15 protein-coding genes are annotated in these 16,049 nt (G+C 44.9%); 8 read left to right on the top strand and 7 right to left on the bottom strand.

The annotated features are described in order from the left end of the window. Positions 1 to 53: 53 nt before the first annotated feature. A complete protein-coding gene (locus tag ACIQXH_RS04220) occupies positions 54 to 1,019 on the top strand; it encodes a nucleoside hydrolase (protein ID WP_402957819.1) in 966 nt (321 codons plus the stop codon). 76 nt (positions 1,020 to 1,095) lie between these two features. On the opposite strand, the gene ACIQXH_RS04215 is transcribed toward ACIQXH_RS04220, so the two are convergent. Both ACIQXH_RS04215 and ACIQXH_RS04210 read right to left on the bottom strand, forming a co-directional pair. Continuing rightward, positions 1,096 to 1,599, bottom strand: a complete 504-nt coding sequence (locus tag ACIQXH_RS04215) for a DinB family protein (protein ID WP_402874751.1) — start codon at positions 1,597 to 1,599, stop codon at positions 1,096 to 1,098. A 209-nt stretch (positions 1,600 to 1,808) separates the two neighbouring features. After that, positions 1,809 to 3,275 carry an NAD(P)-binding domain-containing protein gene (locus ACIQXH_RS04210; RefSeq protein WP_402957817.1) on the bottom strand — a complete coding sequence of 489 codons (1,467 nt, stop codon included), beginning with the start codon at positions 3,273 to 3,275 and terminating at the stop codon, positions 1,809 to 1,811. Between the two features lie 302 nt (positions 3,276 to 3,577). Here ACIQXH_RS04210 and ACIQXH_RS04205 point away from each other — a divergent pair, with 302 nt between their 5' ends. The 4 genes from ACIQXH_RS04205 to ACIQXH_RS04190 all read left to right on the top strand — a co-directional run bounded on the left by ACIQXH_RS04205 (position 3,578) and on the right by ACIQXH_RS04190 (position 8,746). After that, positions 3,578 to 4,642 (top strand): ABC transporter ATP-binding protein, encoded by a 1,065-nt coding sequence (locus tag ACIQXH_RS04205; RefSeq protein ID WP_402874754.1) that lies wholly within the window; start codon positions 3,578 to 3,580, stop codon positions 4,640 to 4,642. Between the two features lie 294 nt (positions 4,643 to 4,936). Continuing rightward, a complete protein-coding gene (locus ACIQXH_RS04200) occupies positions 4,937 to 6,460 on the top strand; it encodes a phytoene desaturase family protein (RefSeq protein ID WP_402874757.1) in 1,524 nt (507 codons plus the stop codon). Continuing rightward, a complete protein-coding gene (locus tag ACIQXH_RS04195; RefSeq protein ID WP_402874759.1) occupies positions 6,460 to 7,920 on the top strand; it encodes a phytoene desaturase family protein in 1,461 nt (486 codons plus the stop codon). Before ACIQXH_RS04200 ends, ACIQXH_RS04195 begins: the two co-directional genes overlap by 1 nt. After that, complete coding sequence (locus ACIQXH_RS04190) at positions 7,913 to 8,746, top strand: phytoene/squalene synthase family protein (RefSeq protein WP_403122210.1); 834 nt, start codon at positions 7,913 to 7,915, stop codon at positions 8,744 to 8,746. The genes ACIQXH_RS04195 and ACIQXH_RS04190 overlap by 8 nt, the downstream gene beginning before the upstream one ends. Before the next feature lie 217 nt (positions 8,747 to 8,963). Here the strand turns inward: ACIQXH_RS04190 and ACIQXH_RS04185 are convergent, their stop codons facing one another. The 4 genes from ACIQXH_RS04185 to ACIQXH_RS04170 are packed head-to-tail and all read right to left on the bottom strand — an operon-like array spanning position 8,964 to position 12,967. Beyond that, a complete protein-coding gene (locus ACIQXH_RS04185) occupies positions 8,964 to 10,439 on the bottom strand; it encodes a phytoene desaturase family protein (RefSeq protein ID WP_403122207.1) in 1,476 nt (491 codons plus the stop codon). Beyond that, a complete protein-coding gene (locus ACIQXH_RS04180) occupies positions 10,436 to 11,539 on the bottom strand; it encodes a glycosyltransferase family 2 protein (protein WP_402986678.1) in 1,104 nt (367 codons plus the stop codon). The genes ACIQXH_RS04185 and ACIQXH_RS04180 overlap by 4 nt, the downstream gene beginning before the upstream one ends. Before the next feature lie 13 nt (positions 11,540 to 11,552). Then, on the bottom strand, positions 11,553 to 12,215 hold the full coding sequence (locus tag ACIQXH_RS04175) for a lysophospholipid acyltransferase family protein (protein WP_403122205.1): 663 nt from the start codon (positions 12,213 to 12,215) through the stop codon (positions 11,553 to 11,555). Then, positions 12,212 to 12,967, bottom strand: a complete 756-nt coding sequence (locus ACIQXH_RS04170; RefSeq protein ID WP_403122203.1) for a carotenoid biosynthesis protein — start codon at positions 12,965 to 12,967, stop codon at positions 12,212 to 12,214. The genes ACIQXH_RS04175 and ACIQXH_RS04170 overlap by 4 nt, the downstream gene beginning before the upstream one ends. A 274-nt stretch (positions 12,968 to 13,241) precedes the next feature. On the opposite strand from ACIQXH_RS04170, the gene ACIQXH_RS04165 reads away from it, so the two are divergent. Continuing rightward, positions 13,242 to 13,679 carry a ferritin-like domain-containing protein gene (locus ACIQXH_RS04165; protein ID WP_403122202.1) on the top strand — a complete coding sequence of 146 codons (438 nt, stop codon included), beginning with the start codon at positions 13,242 to 13,244 and terminating at the stop codon, positions 13,677 to 13,679. 30 nt (positions 13,680 to 13,709) lie between these two features. On the opposite strand, the gene ACIQXH_RS04160 is transcribed toward ACIQXH_RS04165, so the two are convergent. Further along, positions 13,710 to 14,600, bottom strand: coding sequence for a DMT family transporter (locus tag ACIQXH_RS04160; RefSeq protein ID WP_403122200.1), 891 nt, complete (start codon positions 14,598 to 14,600; stop codon positions 13,710 to 13,712). 151 nt (positions 14,601 to 14,751) lie between these two features. Here ACIQXH_RS04160 and ACIQXH_RS04155 point away from each other — a divergent pair, with 151 nt between their 5' ends. Then, positions 14,752 to 15,201 (top strand): RrF2 family transcriptional regulator, encoded by a 450-nt coding sequence (locus ACIQXH_RS04155; RefSeq protein WP_403122198.1) that lies wholly within the window; start codon positions 14,752 to 14,754, stop codon positions 15,199 to 15,201. Between the two features lie 75 nt (positions 15,202 to 15,276). Beyond that, the gene (locus ACIQXH_RS04150) at positions 15,277 to 15,981 is read left to right on the top strand and encodes a DsbA family oxidoreductase (RefSeq protein WP_402874783.1); all 705 of its coding nucleotides are present in this window, start codon (positions 15,277 to 15,279) and stop codon (positions 15,979 to 15,981) included. The last annotated feature ends 68 nt before the right edge of the window (positions 15,982 to 16,049 follow it).

Below are 16,049 nucleotides of genomic sequence, written 5' to 3'. Positions count from 1 at the left end.
ATGAGCCCCTTGATGGGAGAAGTATGTGAACTATTAAAAAGGTGGTTTCTTATATGAGTAAAATGCCCGTCATCATCGATACAGATCCTGGAATTGATGATGCCATGATGCTGACACTTGCCTTTGCAAGTGAGGCGATAGACGTACGTTTAGTCACAACTTGTTCAGGGAATATTTCTCAGGATAAAACGAATTACAATGCACGGACCTTCCTCAGCTACATTGGTGCGGACGTGGAAATAGCCAGGGGACTGGAGCACCCGATATTCCGTGAGCTAGAAGTAGCTGAGGATGTTCATGGTGAAAGTGGTTTTGCGAATGTTGTGTTTCCGGAGCCGACATTGCCGGTCAGTGAGCGTCCAGCCATATTCGCGATGCTAGAGACCATTATGGCGAGTGAGGAAAAAGTGACAATCGTTGCTACAGGCCCGTTGACGAATGTGGCAGCTCTTTTGTTGGCACACCCTGAAGTAAAACCGAAAATCAAGTGTGTTTCCTGGATGGGAGGTGCGGCAGTCGGCGGCAATATGTCACCGACCGCTGAGTTCAATGCGTATGTCGACCCGCATGCAGCCGAAATCGTTCTCCGTTCAGGTGTCCCTATCGTAATGAGCGGATTGGATGTAACGCATAAAGCCTATGTAACGTTGGAAGAAGCCCATCTCATTTTGGATATGGGGACGGACTTTTCGGATAAAGTGTACCAAATGCTAACATTCTACCTGAATGTTGCGGAACAAACGCCATTTAACGAAGACCATTTTGCAGAAGTGTTACGTTTTCACGACCTTTGTGCCATGATGTATGTAATAAAGCCAGAGCTTTTCATGGGACAGGACTATTATGTGCAAGTTGAATTGGAAGGTCGTTTAACGGCAGGGACAACCGTCGTGGATTATGCAAGGCGCAGTGGCAAAACGCCAAATGTCCATGTGCTGCACGGTGTCGACCGGGAAGGTTTTGTCTCCGAATTCATGAATGCCATAGAGTTTGTTGGAGAAAGAATAAGAGTGAACTAATAAGGAAAACCGCACCGGATGATGAGGGGCGGTTTTTTTATGTGATGGCCTGGATGTTTTTAGGATACAATCGGGGTTACCCGAATTGGAGTTTCATGCTTTTTATTTGTTCAATATGCCGTTGCTCATGTAAGGATAATAATTCGATCCATTGATCTAAAGAAAGATGGCCGAATAGTGGATGCTTTGCTTTTTTTCTCCGAAAAATGCTCCGATCTTCCTGTTCAAAAATTACATTCAATAAATGATTCCTTGATTCAAACAGCCAATCCAGTAACTTTGGTAATTCCAAACGCTCTTGAGAAGGTACCACCATCTTAGGGGCTTTGAATTTTTTTGTCAGATCCGAAGTTAAGTAGATGTCTTTTTGGATGATCTGTTTATAGTCCCTGTCTTTTAAACCACGGACAATGGCCTGGGTAAAAACAGTTTCAGAAAGGAATAGATGATGACAAATTTGGGCGATGCTCCAGCTTTCAGGTGAAGCCTTGTAATCCATCATGGGACTGTTCAATCCTGAAATTTCCTCGATTAATTGATTCCTTGTTTCAAATAATAGACTAATCTCTAGAAAACCCATGAGAACCTCCTGTGTTCAGATGATGTAAGGAAAGTAAATGGAATGTAAGCGTTACCTTCATTGTACAACAGGGTGGGAATCTAGTGTTGAAAGAAATGAATAATGGATGAAATGCCTTTGGCTTTTTCTCCAGGATGATAAAAGGCTTGCTGCCTTAGATGTGCCAGCAAGCCATTTATTTGAGAATATTAGGTGGGCTATCCAAATCGTCAACTGGGTATCGAGTGTATGAACGATTGGGGTGTGGAGTCCGTCCTTTGTTCTTTTCTTGGCCATTCTTCGGTGAATTCTACTTGGTCATAGTCAAAGAATGTTGTGAGGATGTCTGTTCGATTGTCGGTGAAGAGCTGTTCAGCTACCGCCGCTACGAGTTTTGGTATGCTGAACTTCAATCCCGAAAGTGCTGAAGCTGAAATGCCGCAACTGATCAAGGCGGAATAGTTAAAGGCGAAAATTCCGTGCAGTCGCCCTTTTCCTTTATCATCACGGCTTTGGAAAGCAAAGCCGGGGCTTAAGTAAGGATGTGCATCAATCGTAGGATTAGCCAGATTTTCCGGGGCGTGATAGCGGTCGCTCCAGCGGACAATGTGCTTTTCCACAAGCCGTAATTCAGGCCGTAAAGAAGGATCCGTGACAAGGCCGGTACTGATGATCAAGAAATCAAAAGTGAATGTTCCCTTAGGCGTTGTCACGACAGCTTGATCATTTACGTTCTTTACTTGAAGCCATGGGGAGCCCAGGTGCATGTCGAATCCGGGCCATGAGGAGGCACGTTGAAACATATCTGTGGTCGGTGGTTGATTATGCTTAAAGAAATGGCTCATCACGGCATACTTATCAGCATCCGGTAGGGTATGGAAACGCTCGATTATGCCGGAAGCCTCCATATGCCGGATCGGATTGATGCGGGGAATCTCTTTGCGCCTGATGAAGACATGGGCTTTTGCGACGCCTTCAGAGAGGGCGAAATGGGCATTATCAAAAGCAGAGGCTCCGCCGCCCAAAATAGCGACCCTTTTCCCTTTGAGGGTGGAAAAGTCAATCGGTTCCGAGGTATGTGCATAGAGGTGGCGAGGCAAGTTCTCTGTTATCATGGGTGGAATATGCCATTCGCCCCCACCTTGAATCCCGGTGGCTAAAATGACCTTGCGAGCAAGCAGTAGGGGCGTGTGGGCTCCTTGGCCTTCGATATGCAATTTATGGATTCCTTCTTCGGTAGGCTCGACTAGCTTTAATTTCACCTTATTGATGACAGGCAGGTTGAGGACTTCCCGATACCACTGAAGATAATTCATCCATTCCTGTCGGGGTATCTTATCCATCGCTTCCCAGCTTTCTTGACCGAATTGCGCTTCCCACCATGCGCGGAAAGTCAAGGAAGGGATGCCAAGATCGATGGTCGTCAAATGCTTGGGTGTCCGCAATGTCACCATGCGAGCATAGGTTCTCCAGGGCCCTTCCAACCCTTCGCCATTTTCATCGATGACAAGGATGTTGGATATTTTCTCACGGAAAAGTCCAAAAGCCGTACCTAACCCACTTTGTCCGCCCCCGACAATGATTGCATCATAGATATGTCCTGCCGGTTGCTTGGATGGATCCACCCGATCGTTGCTACCGATCGAAAGGTAGGACAAATCAGTTCTAACCTGTTTGGTTAATGTTTCTATGCTCATGATCAATTCATTCCTTTCATGGACGATTTTTATCAATATATGTTTTGTTAAGTAACTTTTCATGTAAGTTTATATAACATACTATTAGATTATCATGGATTCATCGGAAATTCTTTAGGTGAATTGTCTGAAATTTCTTTTTATTATTGGTCACAATCACTAATCGAATAAGTGGTTAGTGTAAAATGGGTTTTTTTTACATGTGTTTCATTAAAAAAGTCCATACTACTACATAGTCGGATGGTTGTTACGTTCGGAATGATAGTTTAATTTCGGGTAACGATAAAAAAGGAGAAGAGCTAATGGCTTTACTTGCTTTGCAAGAGATAGCGGTAGCGTATAACAAACAAAGGGTTTTAAAAGATCTCACACTTGAAGTTGAAGAAGGAGAGCTGGTTTCCCTACTGGGCCCAAGCGGGTGCGGGAAGACAACGACATTGCGTTTAATTGCGGGGCTTGTACAAGCTAGTGAAGGGAAGATTCTATATAACGAGAAAGATTATACGAAAGTCCCTGTTACGAAGCGGAATGTTGGCTTTGTGTTTCAGAACTATGTCTTATTTCCGCATATGACGATCTTTCATAATATTGCATTCGGACTGAGGCTTAGGAAATGTTCCAAGATGGAGATAGAAAAACGTGTCATGGATGTGCTGGAAATCGTAAATATGTCAGGGTTTGAAATGAGGTATCCGCATGAGCTTTCCGGTGGACAAAAGCAACGCATTGCGATTGCAAGGGCCATCGTCATCGAACCGGATATCCTTTTATTTGACGAACCATTGAGTAACCTCGATGCAAACTTACGGGTGAACATGAGGACGGAAATACGGCGGATTCAACAAAAGTTAGGGATTACCACGGTGTACGTATCTCATGATCAGGAAGAATGTTTAGCGATATCCGATCAGGTGGCGATCATGAATCAAGGTGCCATCGAGCAGTTTAATAGTCCGGCGGCGATTTACAATTATCCTCGAACCAAATTTGTCGCAGACTTTATCGGGTATAAGAATTTCATTTCCTTCGATGAGCGGCATGATGACGGAGACCATATCGTACTGATTAAATCAGGGTACGTATTTGTTCTCCAAAAGGATGCGCATATGTCTAACTTGACTGGGAAAACAAGTACAATCAGGCCGGATGCTTTAATGGTGCAAGCAAAAAGTCCTTCGGGAAATCTGCAACATAATTGTTTACCGGGAAGAATTAAGGTTCGTACATATCTAGGAAGAAGTTATCAATATAGTGTGGGGACTCCATTCGGGGATTTTATCGTGAATGGGGAGATGACAGAACCATATCATGTAGGTCAAGAAATCGTTCTGGTCTTTCCGAAAAACCAGATGGTGCTGGTTGATTAGAGTGGGAGGGTGTCGTGAGGCAGAGACGTTGGTGAGTCAACGTTTCTGTCTTTTTCATTTTTATATATAAAAGCGTTTAACATTTGTACAGCTAATGATAGTCCGGGTATTCGATGGGAAAAGGGATGAAAAAGCTAATTTTATAGAAAAATAATCATGAAAAGTGCCTTTATACCAGCCTTCCGAAGCGTTTTTTATCCAGAGGACCTTCTCGGTTAAATAAAAATTGTAGTATTTGATATATAACCGTTGTATAATGTTTGTATAACATTTGTGCAGAGTGGAGGTATCCGAATGAAAAAGCGTATGGCGATTGTGGGGGCAGGTCCAGGAGGGCTTGCTGCAGCCATGATTCTAGCAAGTAAAGGTTATCAGGTTAACATATATGAAAAGCAATCCTATATCGGTGGTCGAAATGCCGAAGTGAGGTTGGGAGATTATAAGTTTGATATGGGACCGACATTTTTATCGATGGTTCATATCGTCGAAGAATTATTTACGGCCGCTGGGAGAAATTTGCATGCCTATTTGAACGCAGTGGAACTCAATCCAATGTATGAACTGATTTTTGAGAATCGGAAACTGCTCATGACCCGTGATACAGAGCAGATGAAACGGCAAATCGAGTCGGTGTATCCAGGCAATGGCGAGGGATATGAAAGGTTCTTGAAGGAAACGGCAAAGAAAATGGAGGCCCTCTCACCCATTTTGCAATCCAAGATGGATCGGTTCATGCACTATTTTCAGCCGAAAGTTCTTCGTGCGCTTCCTGAACTTGAATTGAATAAGACGTTATATGATGTCTTGTCCCGTTATTTTACCGTGGATGAATTGAAGCTCGCGTTCACGTTTCAGTCTAAATATTTAGGCATGTCACCGTGGGAATGTCCAGGTGCCTTTTCGATCCTTTCTTATATGGAACATGCTTATGGTGTCTTCCATCCGATTGGCGGCGTGAACGAGTTATCTAAATCGATGGCGAAGGTCGTTCGTGAGCATGGTGGGAAAATCCATACGAATAGCGGGGTGAAAAGCCTTTGGATTGAGGGGAAAACGGTGAAAGGCGTTGACCTTGAAAACGGAGAAAGGGTGGAGGCGGATGAAGTCATCATCAATGGTGATTTTGCCCACGTCATGACCCACTTGGTCAGTAAAGGCCAGTTAAAGAAATATACACCTGAAAAGTTGGCGAAGAAGAAATATTCTTGTTCCACATTCATGTTATATCTAGGGTTGAATAAGAAGTTCGACTTGCCGCATCATACCATCGTTTTCTCGAAAGATTATCAAAAGAATGTGGAGGAAATAACGAACTTGAAGATCCTTTCTGAAGATTCTTCGATCTATATTCAAAATGCGAGTGTCACCGATCCAACGTTAGCTCCCGAAGGAAAGTCCACCCTGTATATCTTGGCACCTGTGCCGAATAATTTTAGCGGGATTGACTGGGAAGAAGAGCAAGAAGCATTCCGGGCACTCATTTTAAAGACGGTCGAAGAGAAGACGGGATTCAAAAACCTGGAGCAGTATATTGAAGTTGAAAAAATGATCACGCCCCGTAATTGGGAAGAAGACAAATTGGTCTATAAAGGGGCGACCTTCAACCTTGGGCATCAGCTTTCACAAATGATGGTATTTAGACCCCATAACCAATTCGAAGAGCTCAAGCATTGCTGGCTCGTTGGTGGTGGAACGCATCCTGGAAGCGGGCTCCCGACCATCCTGGAATCTGCACGCATTACGGCGAATGGCATATTGGAACAGGATAAGCGGGACATCATTCCTGTATCACCGCTTCCCGTCGTGGAGGGATTTTGATGAAGACAGCGATTATTGGTGGCGGTGTCGGAGGGTTGATGGGTGCCTTGTTTTTATCGAAGCAGGGGGTCGATGTAACGATTTATGAAAAAGAGGCGCAGCTTGGAGGGAGGCTGAATTTTGTTGAAAGAGATGGTTTTCGGATTGACCAAGGTCCGACCATCGTCCTGTTACCTGAGATGTTTCAACAACTTTTAGATGAAGCGGGCATCGACCGGAAAATCTATGAACTCCTCCTATGTGATCCCCTCTATTCAATCCAATTTCCCGATGGAGTGTCATTCACGAAATATCCGGACTTTGAGCGGCAAGTGGAGGAATTCAGAAGGGTCTTTCCTTCAGAAGTAGAGGGTTTCAAGCGTTTTATGAAAGAGGGAAGCTATCGACTTGAGTTGGGGAAAAAATCATTCTTGGAAGAATCCTTTGTGAATCCCAAAGATTTTTGGACACCAAGCAAGCTCAAAACATTGATGAAGCTAAAACCCTATCAATCGGTACAGAAATTGATGTCTCAATACTTTAAAGATGAAAGGCTACAATCGGTCTATGCACTTCAATCTTTATATGTTGGCGGTAATCCCTTTCAAGTTCCCGCGATGTACTCGTTAGTTTCATTCGCTGAGCATGAGCAGGGAGTCCACTATCTAAAAGGTGGGTACGCAAGCCTCATCCCCGTCCTTGAAAACGAACTGAAACGACGCAATGTGACAATACACCTGAATAGCAGGGTGGAGAATATCCCTACGGAACACCAGAAAGTAACCGGGGTTGAGACGAAGGGTGGATTCATCCCTTATGATTCTGTCGTGTTTAACGGGGATTTCCCAAATATCAAGCATGTATTGGGACGAAAAGAGAAAAGGACATTCACCCCATCTTCAGGCTGCCTTCTCCTGTATTTCGGTTTAAATCGCATATACAAAGAAGCGAATGTGCATCAGTATTTCATGGGGGATAATTTTTCTGAGCATATGAAAGATGTATTCGACAGGAAAAAGCTTCCGGTGAACCCTTCCATATATGCCTTTCATCCATCCATCATCGATGATAGCCTGGCCCCGGCCGGTAAAGGTGTGATGTACACGCTGGTTCCAGTACCGTCCGAGTCGGATATTGATTGGTCCAACGAAACGGAATGGATAAATGGAATAATCAACCGTATGGAGAAATCATCTTTCCCAGGATTGCGCGAAGCCATTGAATGGATGGAAATACGGACACCGACGGATGCCGAGAAATCTGGCTTGTATCGAGGCGGAAGCTTCGGTGTCGCACCAACCTTATTGCAATCTGGCGTCTTCCGGCCGCAGGTGAAACCGTATCCTATTGATAATCTGTACGCAGTGGGAGCATCGGTTCATCCAGGCGGCGGCATTCCGCTTGTTATGCAAGGAGCAAAATTACTTGCGGATCAAATCCAGCGTGATCAAGCCCTGAAAGGAATGAGTGTCCATGTATGATGTGAAAGAGGCGTACCGGAATTGCGAAAAGGTGATTGCCCACCATTCCAAAACCTTTTATAAAGCCTTTTCCATTCTGCCGAGGGATGAGCGACAAGCGGTATACGCCGTTTATGCCTTCTGCCGGACGGTCGATGACATTGTCGATGAGGGGGAGAACCCTGCAACTGAACTTGCCGTTTTCACGAGTGAGTTCGAGCATTTCCTAAGTGGAGTATACGATGCATCCAACCCCATGTGGGTGGCTCTTCATGATGTGTTTCGACGCTATGAGATGGATGAACAGCATTTCCGTGAAATGATCAAAGGCCAGGAAATGGATATCACGATCAATCGCTATGAGACGGTGAATCAACTCTTGAACTATTGTTATCATGTAGCGAGTACAGTGGGTCTGATGCTCCTGCCGATCCTCGCACCGAAGAAAGTGGCTGCTTTAAAGGACGGCGCCATTGCATTGGGTTTGGCCATGCAGGTGACCAATATACTGCGTGACATAGGAGAAGATTTGGGTCGTGATCGAATTTATTTGCCTCATGATGTGATGAAGGCCCATGGTTTGACGGAAAAGTCGCTATGGTCTGGAAAGGTGGATGTCCCTTTTGTGGAAGTGTGGGAGCATCTAGCGAAAGAGGCTGAAGGGTTTTACAAAGAAGCTTTTCAAACCTTGAATGAATATCCAATCTATTCAAGGATACCAGTCAAAAGTGCCGCCTATTTATACCGTGAGATTTTAACGGCCGTCCGTTCGAAGAAGTATCATGTTTTTCATAAAAAGCATTTTGTGACCGATCAGATGAAGCAACGGATACTCGTCAATATGTAGAAAAACAGGTCACTTCCTGTGCGAAGTGACCTGTTTCAGTATGTAGACACACTCGGATAAAAATAGAGACTGTCTATATTATGGAGGTTGATTTCCACTGCAGGCGCTCGCTTTCCGCGGGCGGTCCGTGAGCCTCCTCGGCCTACGCCTGTGGGGTCTCCCGTAGACACGCTTTTCCCGCAGGAGTCTCGCACCTTCCGTTTCAATCGACTTTGTTTTATTGTCCCATTTTTATGATAGAGCGGGCTACATTTAGACCGCTAATCGTTACCATCGGTGAACCGCCGCCAGGGTGAGTGCTACCACCGACAAAGTACAGGTTTTTGATATCTTTACTGGTATTTTGTGGGCGCAGGAATGCGTCTTTTTTTCGGTTGGCAGAGACTCCGTATAAGGCCCCGCGATGGGCCCCGTATTGTGCGGCGATATCGGAAGGGGTTATGATTTTTTCTTCCACGATATGTTGAGTGAGATCGAGGCCATGGGAAGATAACGTTTCAAAGATCAATTTCTTATAGGCAACCGGTTCTATTTGCAATTTTCCATTCGGAGGCAGGGCGGGGGCATTAACCAGGATGAATAAGTTATCCCCTTTTGGCGAGCGGCCAGGATCCGTATGGGACGAATTGCAAATGTAGATGGTCGGCTTGGCACTGTATTTTTTGTTGACGAAGAGGTCATTGAACTCCTGTTGATAATCAGCGGAAAAATAAACGGTATGATGCTTCAATTGGGTAAAACGTTTGTTGATCCCGGCCAGTATAACGAATGCCGAAATGGAGGGGTCGATTTTATCCACCTTATCGTTTTTAAAAGAAGGACGGTCCTTTTCAGCAACTAGTTCAGGATAGGCTTTCAATAAATCGGCGTTCATGATCACATGGTCAGCCATCACCTTTTCCCCGTTTTGTAACTCGACTCCGGTTGCTTTATTGTCGGCCACGAGCACCTTCTTTACTTGCGATTCACTATGAAGGCTGACACCCATCTTCTTGGCAAGCGAAGCAAAGGCTTCCGCGATTTTCACATTGCCCCCTTTTACATAGTACACCCCTTCGACCATTTCCAAATAGGCAATCATCGCAAACGTGGCGGGTGCATGGAATGGGGAAGAGCCGATGTATGTGGCATATCGATTATAGGCTTCGATGATGCGAGGATTGGAAAAGTAAGAACGGAAAAAGGAATCCAATGTTTGCAAGGGGCGTACGCGCATCATCGCCGCCCCCAATGAAGGCGAAGCATAATCACGCCATGAACGAAACGTTCTGGGGAGGAAATATCGTTCCGAGAGCTTGAATAACCTGGTGATTTCCTTAATGAAAGAATCGTAATGGCGAGCCCCGGCAGGATCAACTTTCTGAAGTTGAGAAAGGACGGTTTGCTGATTGCTGGAAAAGTCGAAATGGGTTCCATCCGGAAAGATGTTGCGTGTATGATTCTCCAGTTTGATCATCTCGAAATAATCATCGGCCCGTTCTCCCGTTTGTTCGATCACCTGTTTAAACACCGAAGGCATCGTGATGGTATTGGGACCGAAATCAAACGAGTAATCACCAAGTTGAATTGGCATCATTTTCCCGCCGAAATGACGATTCTTTTCGTAGAGTTCGACGTGGAATCCTGCATGTGCTAGGGTGATGGCCGACGATAGACCGCCGAGACCGCCCCCGATGATGATCACTTTTTTCATGAATAGTGCCGTCCTTTCCATTCATAAGATTGTCTGGACCATGATTTCCACATGGATGCATGCATGATGCCGATGAATGAAGCCGCGGATAACGGCATCAAAAATGATAGATACCCTCCTTGGTTCGTCACACGGTCCACAATGTAACGCTGGCATGTAATGAGGAGATATGGAATGAAACAAACCGGCTGGAACTCGATAAGCCCGTATGCAAGCAAGAGAAGGGGGCCTATGTAAAAGAAACTATAAAAAACCGTCAATAATACGACCAGAGGAAAAGAACGGCCTAGGCCATTGTATATGTTTTTTAAAAACCCATCCCATACTTCCTGGTTCGTCTCATACATCCGGCAGGACACTTCATCGGTGATGTTCGCAAGCATTACCTTAAATCCTTGCTCTTTCATCTTACGTGCAATATGGACATCCTCGACCAATGAGGATCGTACCGTCTCGTGGCCGCCCATCTTCATATAAGCCATTCGTTCAAATAGCATAAACCCTCCATGTGCAGCGGTCGTAGCTAGGATATTCGTCCGGTTGGCAAACATGATCGGCAAATGGAACAGGACGACAAAGTGTTGCATGGGGACAAGGAGCTTACTTAGAAAAGATGGGACTTCAAATGCGGAGAACCCAGTTAACAGGTGCGCCCGGCTTGTTTTCATTAGTGAGAGTGATTTTTCGAGACAATGGGGTTTCAAACGCACATCCGCATCGATAAAAAGGAAGTATGCCCCGTTCGCCTCTTGTTGCAGTTGATGACATGCATGGACCTTGCCTACCCATTGTTCAGGCAGCTTTTCCCCGGAAAGGATGCGAAACCGGCTGTCGCCTTCGGTTGCCTTTTCCAGGATGGAACAGGTTTGATCTGTGGACTGATCGTCCAACAAAATGAATTCAATGTTCGGATAGGTCAAAGCCTGTAAGCACCGGACCATGGATTCGGCATTCCGTTCTTCATTTCTCATGGGAACCATGATGGAAACGAGCGGTGTCTTGTCTAGGTTTGCTTCTTTAGGCAGCCTAGGCAGGGATAGCGCATTCAGCATCGTCCAGATGATGAAAATCGTTAAGCAGATGATGAAAGAAAATAACATATAGCACCCTCCCCTATAGTAAAATTGAAAACTTGTTGAATTGTTCAGTTACGACAAGCTGCTTTAATTCATCCAACTGCTCGGTGCAAACTTGTTCCAGTCCAGCCGTTTTTTCGTTCCGTGACCTACCGGGTAAATCGTGATGATATAGCGGATTTCCTGCTTCTATGTACACTTCTGGCTTTTTCCTTTGGCCAAATGAATAATAAAAGCTAATCGGGACGACCGGTGTATGCGGACAGTGTTCCAATACATATGTAATGCCTGGTTGAAAGCCTAGCGGACGCATTTCTAAATGAAATTCATCTCCTTGTGGAAACATCCAGACACTCTTTCCACCTTCTAATAACTGTTGCGCATATTGGAGGGATTGCAGGATATCTTTTGGATGATTGCGGTTTATGGAAAAGGCTCCTAATCTTTTAAAATACGGATACTGCTTTAACCCTGATTCATGCATCATGATATAGAGGTCTCCAGGAAGGACGGTTCGGCTTAGATGAAAAAAGATGAGTCCGTCCCACCAAGAACTATGATTCGCGATATAAATTGCCGGCGTTGTTGGAAGGGTTCCTTTGGAATATAAATGGATTTGATCAAAGGACCGTCGTAATAAACGTTGATGATAAAGGGAAAACATGGAGTGGAATAGTCGGTTTTTATTGGCACGGATCATGTTTCTTCCCTCCTTCTTAAGGCGAGTAATAGGATGAAGCTGGCTAATAGAGCAGTGAGCGAGCTTGCTAGCCAAAGTTTTCCGAGTAAACCTAATAAGATGAACATCCCAATCATTAGCGCAAATAAAAGAACCATGCGTTTTTCCCATCTTATATTTTGATTTGTGTCTTTCTTCCATTTGAGAATGAACAAGAGAAACAAATGAAGGACAAAGGCGACCAGAAACCAGCCGACAAAATTACTAAAAGGGATCCCATAGTACACGCCTGTTTCTTCCCATAGCCAATATTGCTTCACTTTATAGGAAACCGGATCGATGATTAAATCGATGACCACCGCGATGCATCCTCCGACAATGGCATATAAGAGCCCGCCATGTGGAACGATTTTTTTTGCCAATACATGAGATGTTCCCATCACCATCAGCCATGCGAACCCAATCGCAATGGGGACTCCGAATAAATTGGGGGCGAATTTTTCTGTGTAGCCATATTGTCCGAACAAAATACTGTAGGCAGAGCCGAGGTATTCAATAAGAAAGGAAGACGAAAATATGACACTACTAATCAAGAGCCCGTACTGCCAATTAAACTTCTTGATGAAAAAGATCACCCCTAACAATCCGGCCAACACCAAAAACATGGCATTGGCCCATTCTAGCCACGGCGGTATCCAATCAAAGCTAAGAAGGATGATTCCGCAGGCATACCAAAAAAGGAATACTTTATATAAGACTTCATCCAATGTCATGTATATATGATACCCCCCTAAATGAATATATCTATACAAATATTGTACAATATATGTACAAATATTGAAAATGGTTTTTGTTTAAAGGGAAGGCTCACGAATCGTACACATATTTAGCGAAGTATCTACTCATTTTTTACGCAACATAAAATAAACCGGCCTGCTGTCGGTAGGATCTGTAGGATTCAATGCGAGATAGGCATTCTGTATACTAGGCACGTGTTCCGTCACTTGTCATAAGATAAGGGTAAATGGAATGGGGAGGTCTTTTTAAATGTATAATTATATAGCGAATGATCAGGAAGAGAATCGCCAGCAGGACTTGATACACAAGTTAGAACAGGCGATTAATGGGGAGTATAGCGCCATCTTGTGTTACGAGAAACTAGCTAGGATGGCTCCTAACGAAACAGAGCGGAAGCAAATCCTTGAGATCAGGGAAGATGAGATGAAACATTTTCAGGTGTTTTCACAAATCTACATCAATCTGACAGGATACCAGCCAACACCGAAAGTGACGGAAACATGCCCGGATTCATATAAAGCAGGCTTGGAGTTTGCCCTTGTGGATGAACAGAAAACCGTGGATTTTTATTTGGAAACAGCAGATGGTGCAGCAGACCGGTCGGTAAGAAAGGCATTTCGTCGTGCTGCCGCAGATGAGCAAAACCATGCCGTGTGGTTTTTGTATTATATGGTGAAAAATAAATAGAAAGAGCGCCGAAAGCGGTGCTCTTTCTATTTATGATAGGGAGGTCTTCTCGATTGGAGCAGGTGCCTTCGGTGAAAAGGTCAGTGAAACAATTCCACATAAAAGCAGTCCAACACCAAACCAGTTAAGCAAGCTCAGGCTCTCGCCGACAAGAAAGACACCAAGAAGTGCCGCTACCAGTGGTTCCGCCAGTGACAGCGATACGGCAGTTGATGATGGGACGGATAGAAGGCCTTTGTTAAAAAGCAAGTAAGCCAAAGCTGTCGCAAAAAGGCCAAGGTGAAGGCTGATGGCCAATCCATTAGTGGAGATGATCCAGCTACTATCAAAGATGAATAGCATAGGCGACAATAGCAAGGCACTTAAAGTAAAGATGACCGCAGCCGTTGCTTCTGGAGGCTGTTTGCCCAGAATTTTCTTGCTTACGAGTGTATACACGCTAAAGGACGCCCCGGCACCAAGTGCAAGGAGGATACCGATTGGGTCAATTGGTCCTTGCCCTTCATTGGCAAACAGAAGTAAGCATCCCGCAATCGATAAACCTGTCGCCAACCACCAAATCATGGAAGGTTGTTTTTTTTCAATCAGCCATTCAAGGAAACCGGCAATGATCGGAGCGCTGCTCAGTGTAATGATGGTACCAATGGCGATTCCGGTGAGGCTGACACCCATGAAAAAAAGCGGTTGATAACAAGCCATGCCTAGCGTGGCTAGGAGTGTTTCCTTTACTGGCCAATTATGGACCGTTACTTTCTTTTGCAAGAAAGCGATAAGTACGAGAACAATTCCTCCGAAAGCGAGGCGGACCGCACCAATTACAAAGGGATGGGCGCCATCCGGGGCGAATGATTGGGCGGTACCCGTCGTTCCCCACAGCATGGCACCCATGATGATGAACAGATACCCAGACTTATCCCTCATTTACTCTCTCCTATTAGTATAGATTCATTATTCTGATAATTTTACCATACTATTTGAGCGAAAATCGAAGAGAAAGGCCATTTGTTCGGGAGATAGGAACATAGTATACTAGTCTCACAGTAGTTCATAGAAGATATAGGAGGAAATAGTGATGTCATCAAGTACTAAAAATAATCAAATCGGTCCCGCTCGGTTTGCCATTGCTATTCACTCTCTGGTTTGGCTGGCGCAAAGTGGGAAGCTGCTGACGAGTTCCGTGATTGCATCAAAGGTCCATTCACATGCTACGTTTTTACGGAGGGTGATGTCCCAGCTTGCGGTAGCTGGAATCGTCGAGACCAAGGAAGGGCGTGAAGGTGGATATAGTCTTCATGTACCCGCCGATATCCTGACCTTGGCAGATGTATATCTGGCAGTGCGACCGGAATGTCTTGATTTCCTGGATACGAGTGAATGCGGGGAAGTCGGGAAACAGCTTGATCATGCTTTGGAAGAAATCATGAATGAGGCAGAACAGGAAACCCTGAAGCTCTTGAAAGGGTACACGCTAGAACAGTTCATGGACAAAATTGATTTTTCCGAAAGTGCGTACCTAGGCTAATATCCTTGCAGAAGGATATTCTGCCCTATATAATGTGCTTAAAGTAATTGCATTTAATTCAAGGAGGGTCTTAACATGAAGGTGGAAATTTGGTCGGATTATCAATGTCCGTTTTGTTATATTGGAAAGCGTCGTTTCGAGGATGCGTTGAATCAATTTGAAAATAAGGATCAGGTCGAGGTTGAATTCCGTAGTTTTGAGTTGAATCCGGAAGCGGAACGGGATATCAATATGAGCCAAAGTGAGATGTTGGCGAAGAAATACGGCATGTCACAGGCTCAGGTGGAAGCCAACAGCCAAAATATGACCCAACAAGCTGCAGAGTTGGGGCTTGACTATCATTTAGACAAAGTCGTCTTGACGAATTCCTTTGATGCTCACCGCTTGATGCATTTTGCCGAATCAAAAGGAAAAGGGAAAGAAATGAATGAACGTCTGTTCAAAGCATACTTCACGGAAGGCAAGCATATCGGCGACCATGCCACATTGGCAGATTTGGCAGAAGAAGTCGGTCTTGATCAGTCTGAAGTGGAAAAGATGTTAGCGGGCACAGCCTTCACGGCGGAAGTAAGGGGCAACGAACAAGAAGGAAGTTTGCTTGGGATTACGGGAGTTCCATTCTATGTGATCAACCGAAAGTACGGCGTCTCAGGAGCTCAGCCTGCCGAAGCGTTTTTAGATACATTGAGGAAGGTATGGGCAGAGGAAAACCCGTTGCAAATGGTGAATGAAACAGGGGATGCTTGCACGGATGGTTCTTGTAGCGTACCGGAAAAGTAAACGCTACGAATGGAGACTTGGACATGTTCTGAGTCTCTTTTTTTATGTAAAGGATCCCGGGGATACGG

The sequence above is a fragment of the Peribacillus sp. NPDC097225 genome, from assembly GCF_044761955.1.
In the GTDB taxonomy this organism is placed as follows: Bacteria; Bacillota; Bacilli; order Bacillales; family DSM-1321; genus Peribacillus.
This window is presented reverse-complemented; position numbering and strand designations above follow the sequence as displayed.

Excerpts from the sequence above, each read along its gene's own strand:
- ACIQXH_RS04220 (WP_402957819.1), top strand. The coding sequence starts at position 54 with ATGAGTAAAATGCCCGTCATCATCGATACAGATCCTGGAATTGATGAT.
- ACIQXH_RS04215 (WP_402874751.1), bottom strand. The coding sequence starts at position 1,599 with ATGGGTTTTCTAGAGATTAGTCTATTATTTGAAACAAGGAATCAATTA.
- ACIQXH_RS04210 (WP_402957817.1), bottom strand. The coding sequence starts at position 3,275 with ATGAGCATAGAAACATTAACCAAACAGGTTAGAACTGATTTGTCCTAC.
- ACIQXH_RS04205 (WP_402874754.1), top strand. The coding sequence starts at position 3,578 with ATGGCTTTACTTGCTTTGCAAGAGATAGCGGTAGCGTATAACAAACAA.
- ACIQXH_RS04200 (WP_402874757.1), top strand. The coding sequence starts at position 4,937 with ATGAAAAAGCGTATGGCGATTGTGGGGGCAGGTCCAGGAGGGCTTGCT.
- ACIQXH_RS04195 (WP_402874759.1), top strand. The coding sequence starts at position 6,460 with ATGAAGACAGCGATTATTGGTGGCGGTGTCGGAGGGTTGATGGGTGCC.
- ACIQXH_RS04190 (WP_403122210.1), top strand. The coding sequence starts at position 7,913 with ATGTATGATGTGAAAGAGGCGTACCGGAATTGCGAAAAGGTGATTGCC.
- ACIQXH_RS04185 (WP_403122207.1), bottom strand. The coding sequence starts at position 10,439 with ATGAAAAAAGTGATCATCATCGGGGGCGGTCTCGGCGGTCTATCGTCG.
- ACIQXH_RS04180 (WP_402986678.1), bottom strand. The coding sequence starts at position 11,539 with ATGTTATTTTCTTTCATCATCTGCTTAACGATTTTCATCATCTGGACG.
- ACIQXH_RS04175 (WP_403122205.1), bottom strand. The coding sequence starts at position 12,215 with ATGATCCGTGCCAATAAAAACCGACTATTCCACTCCATGTTTTCCCTT.
- ACIQXH_RS04170 (WP_403122203.1), bottom strand. The coding sequence starts at position 12,967 with ATGACATTGGATGAAGTCTTATATAAAGTATTCCTTTTTTGGTATGCC.
- ACIQXH_RS04165 (WP_403122202.1), top strand. The coding sequence starts at position 13,242 with ATGTATAATTATATAGCGAATGATCAGGAAGAGAATCGCCAGCAGGAC.
- ACIQXH_RS04160 (WP_403122200.1), bottom strand. The coding sequence starts at position 14,600 with ATGAGGGATAAGTCTGGGTATCTGTTCATCATCATGGGTGCCATGCTG.
- ACIQXH_RS04155 (WP_403122198.1), top strand. The coding sequence starts at position 14,752 with ATGTCATCAAGTACTAAAAATAATCAAATCGGTCCCGCTCGGTTTGCC.
- ACIQXH_RS04150 (WP_402874783.1), top strand. The coding sequence starts at position 15,277 with ATGAAGGTGGAAATTTGGTCGGATTATCAATGTCCGTTTTGTTATATT.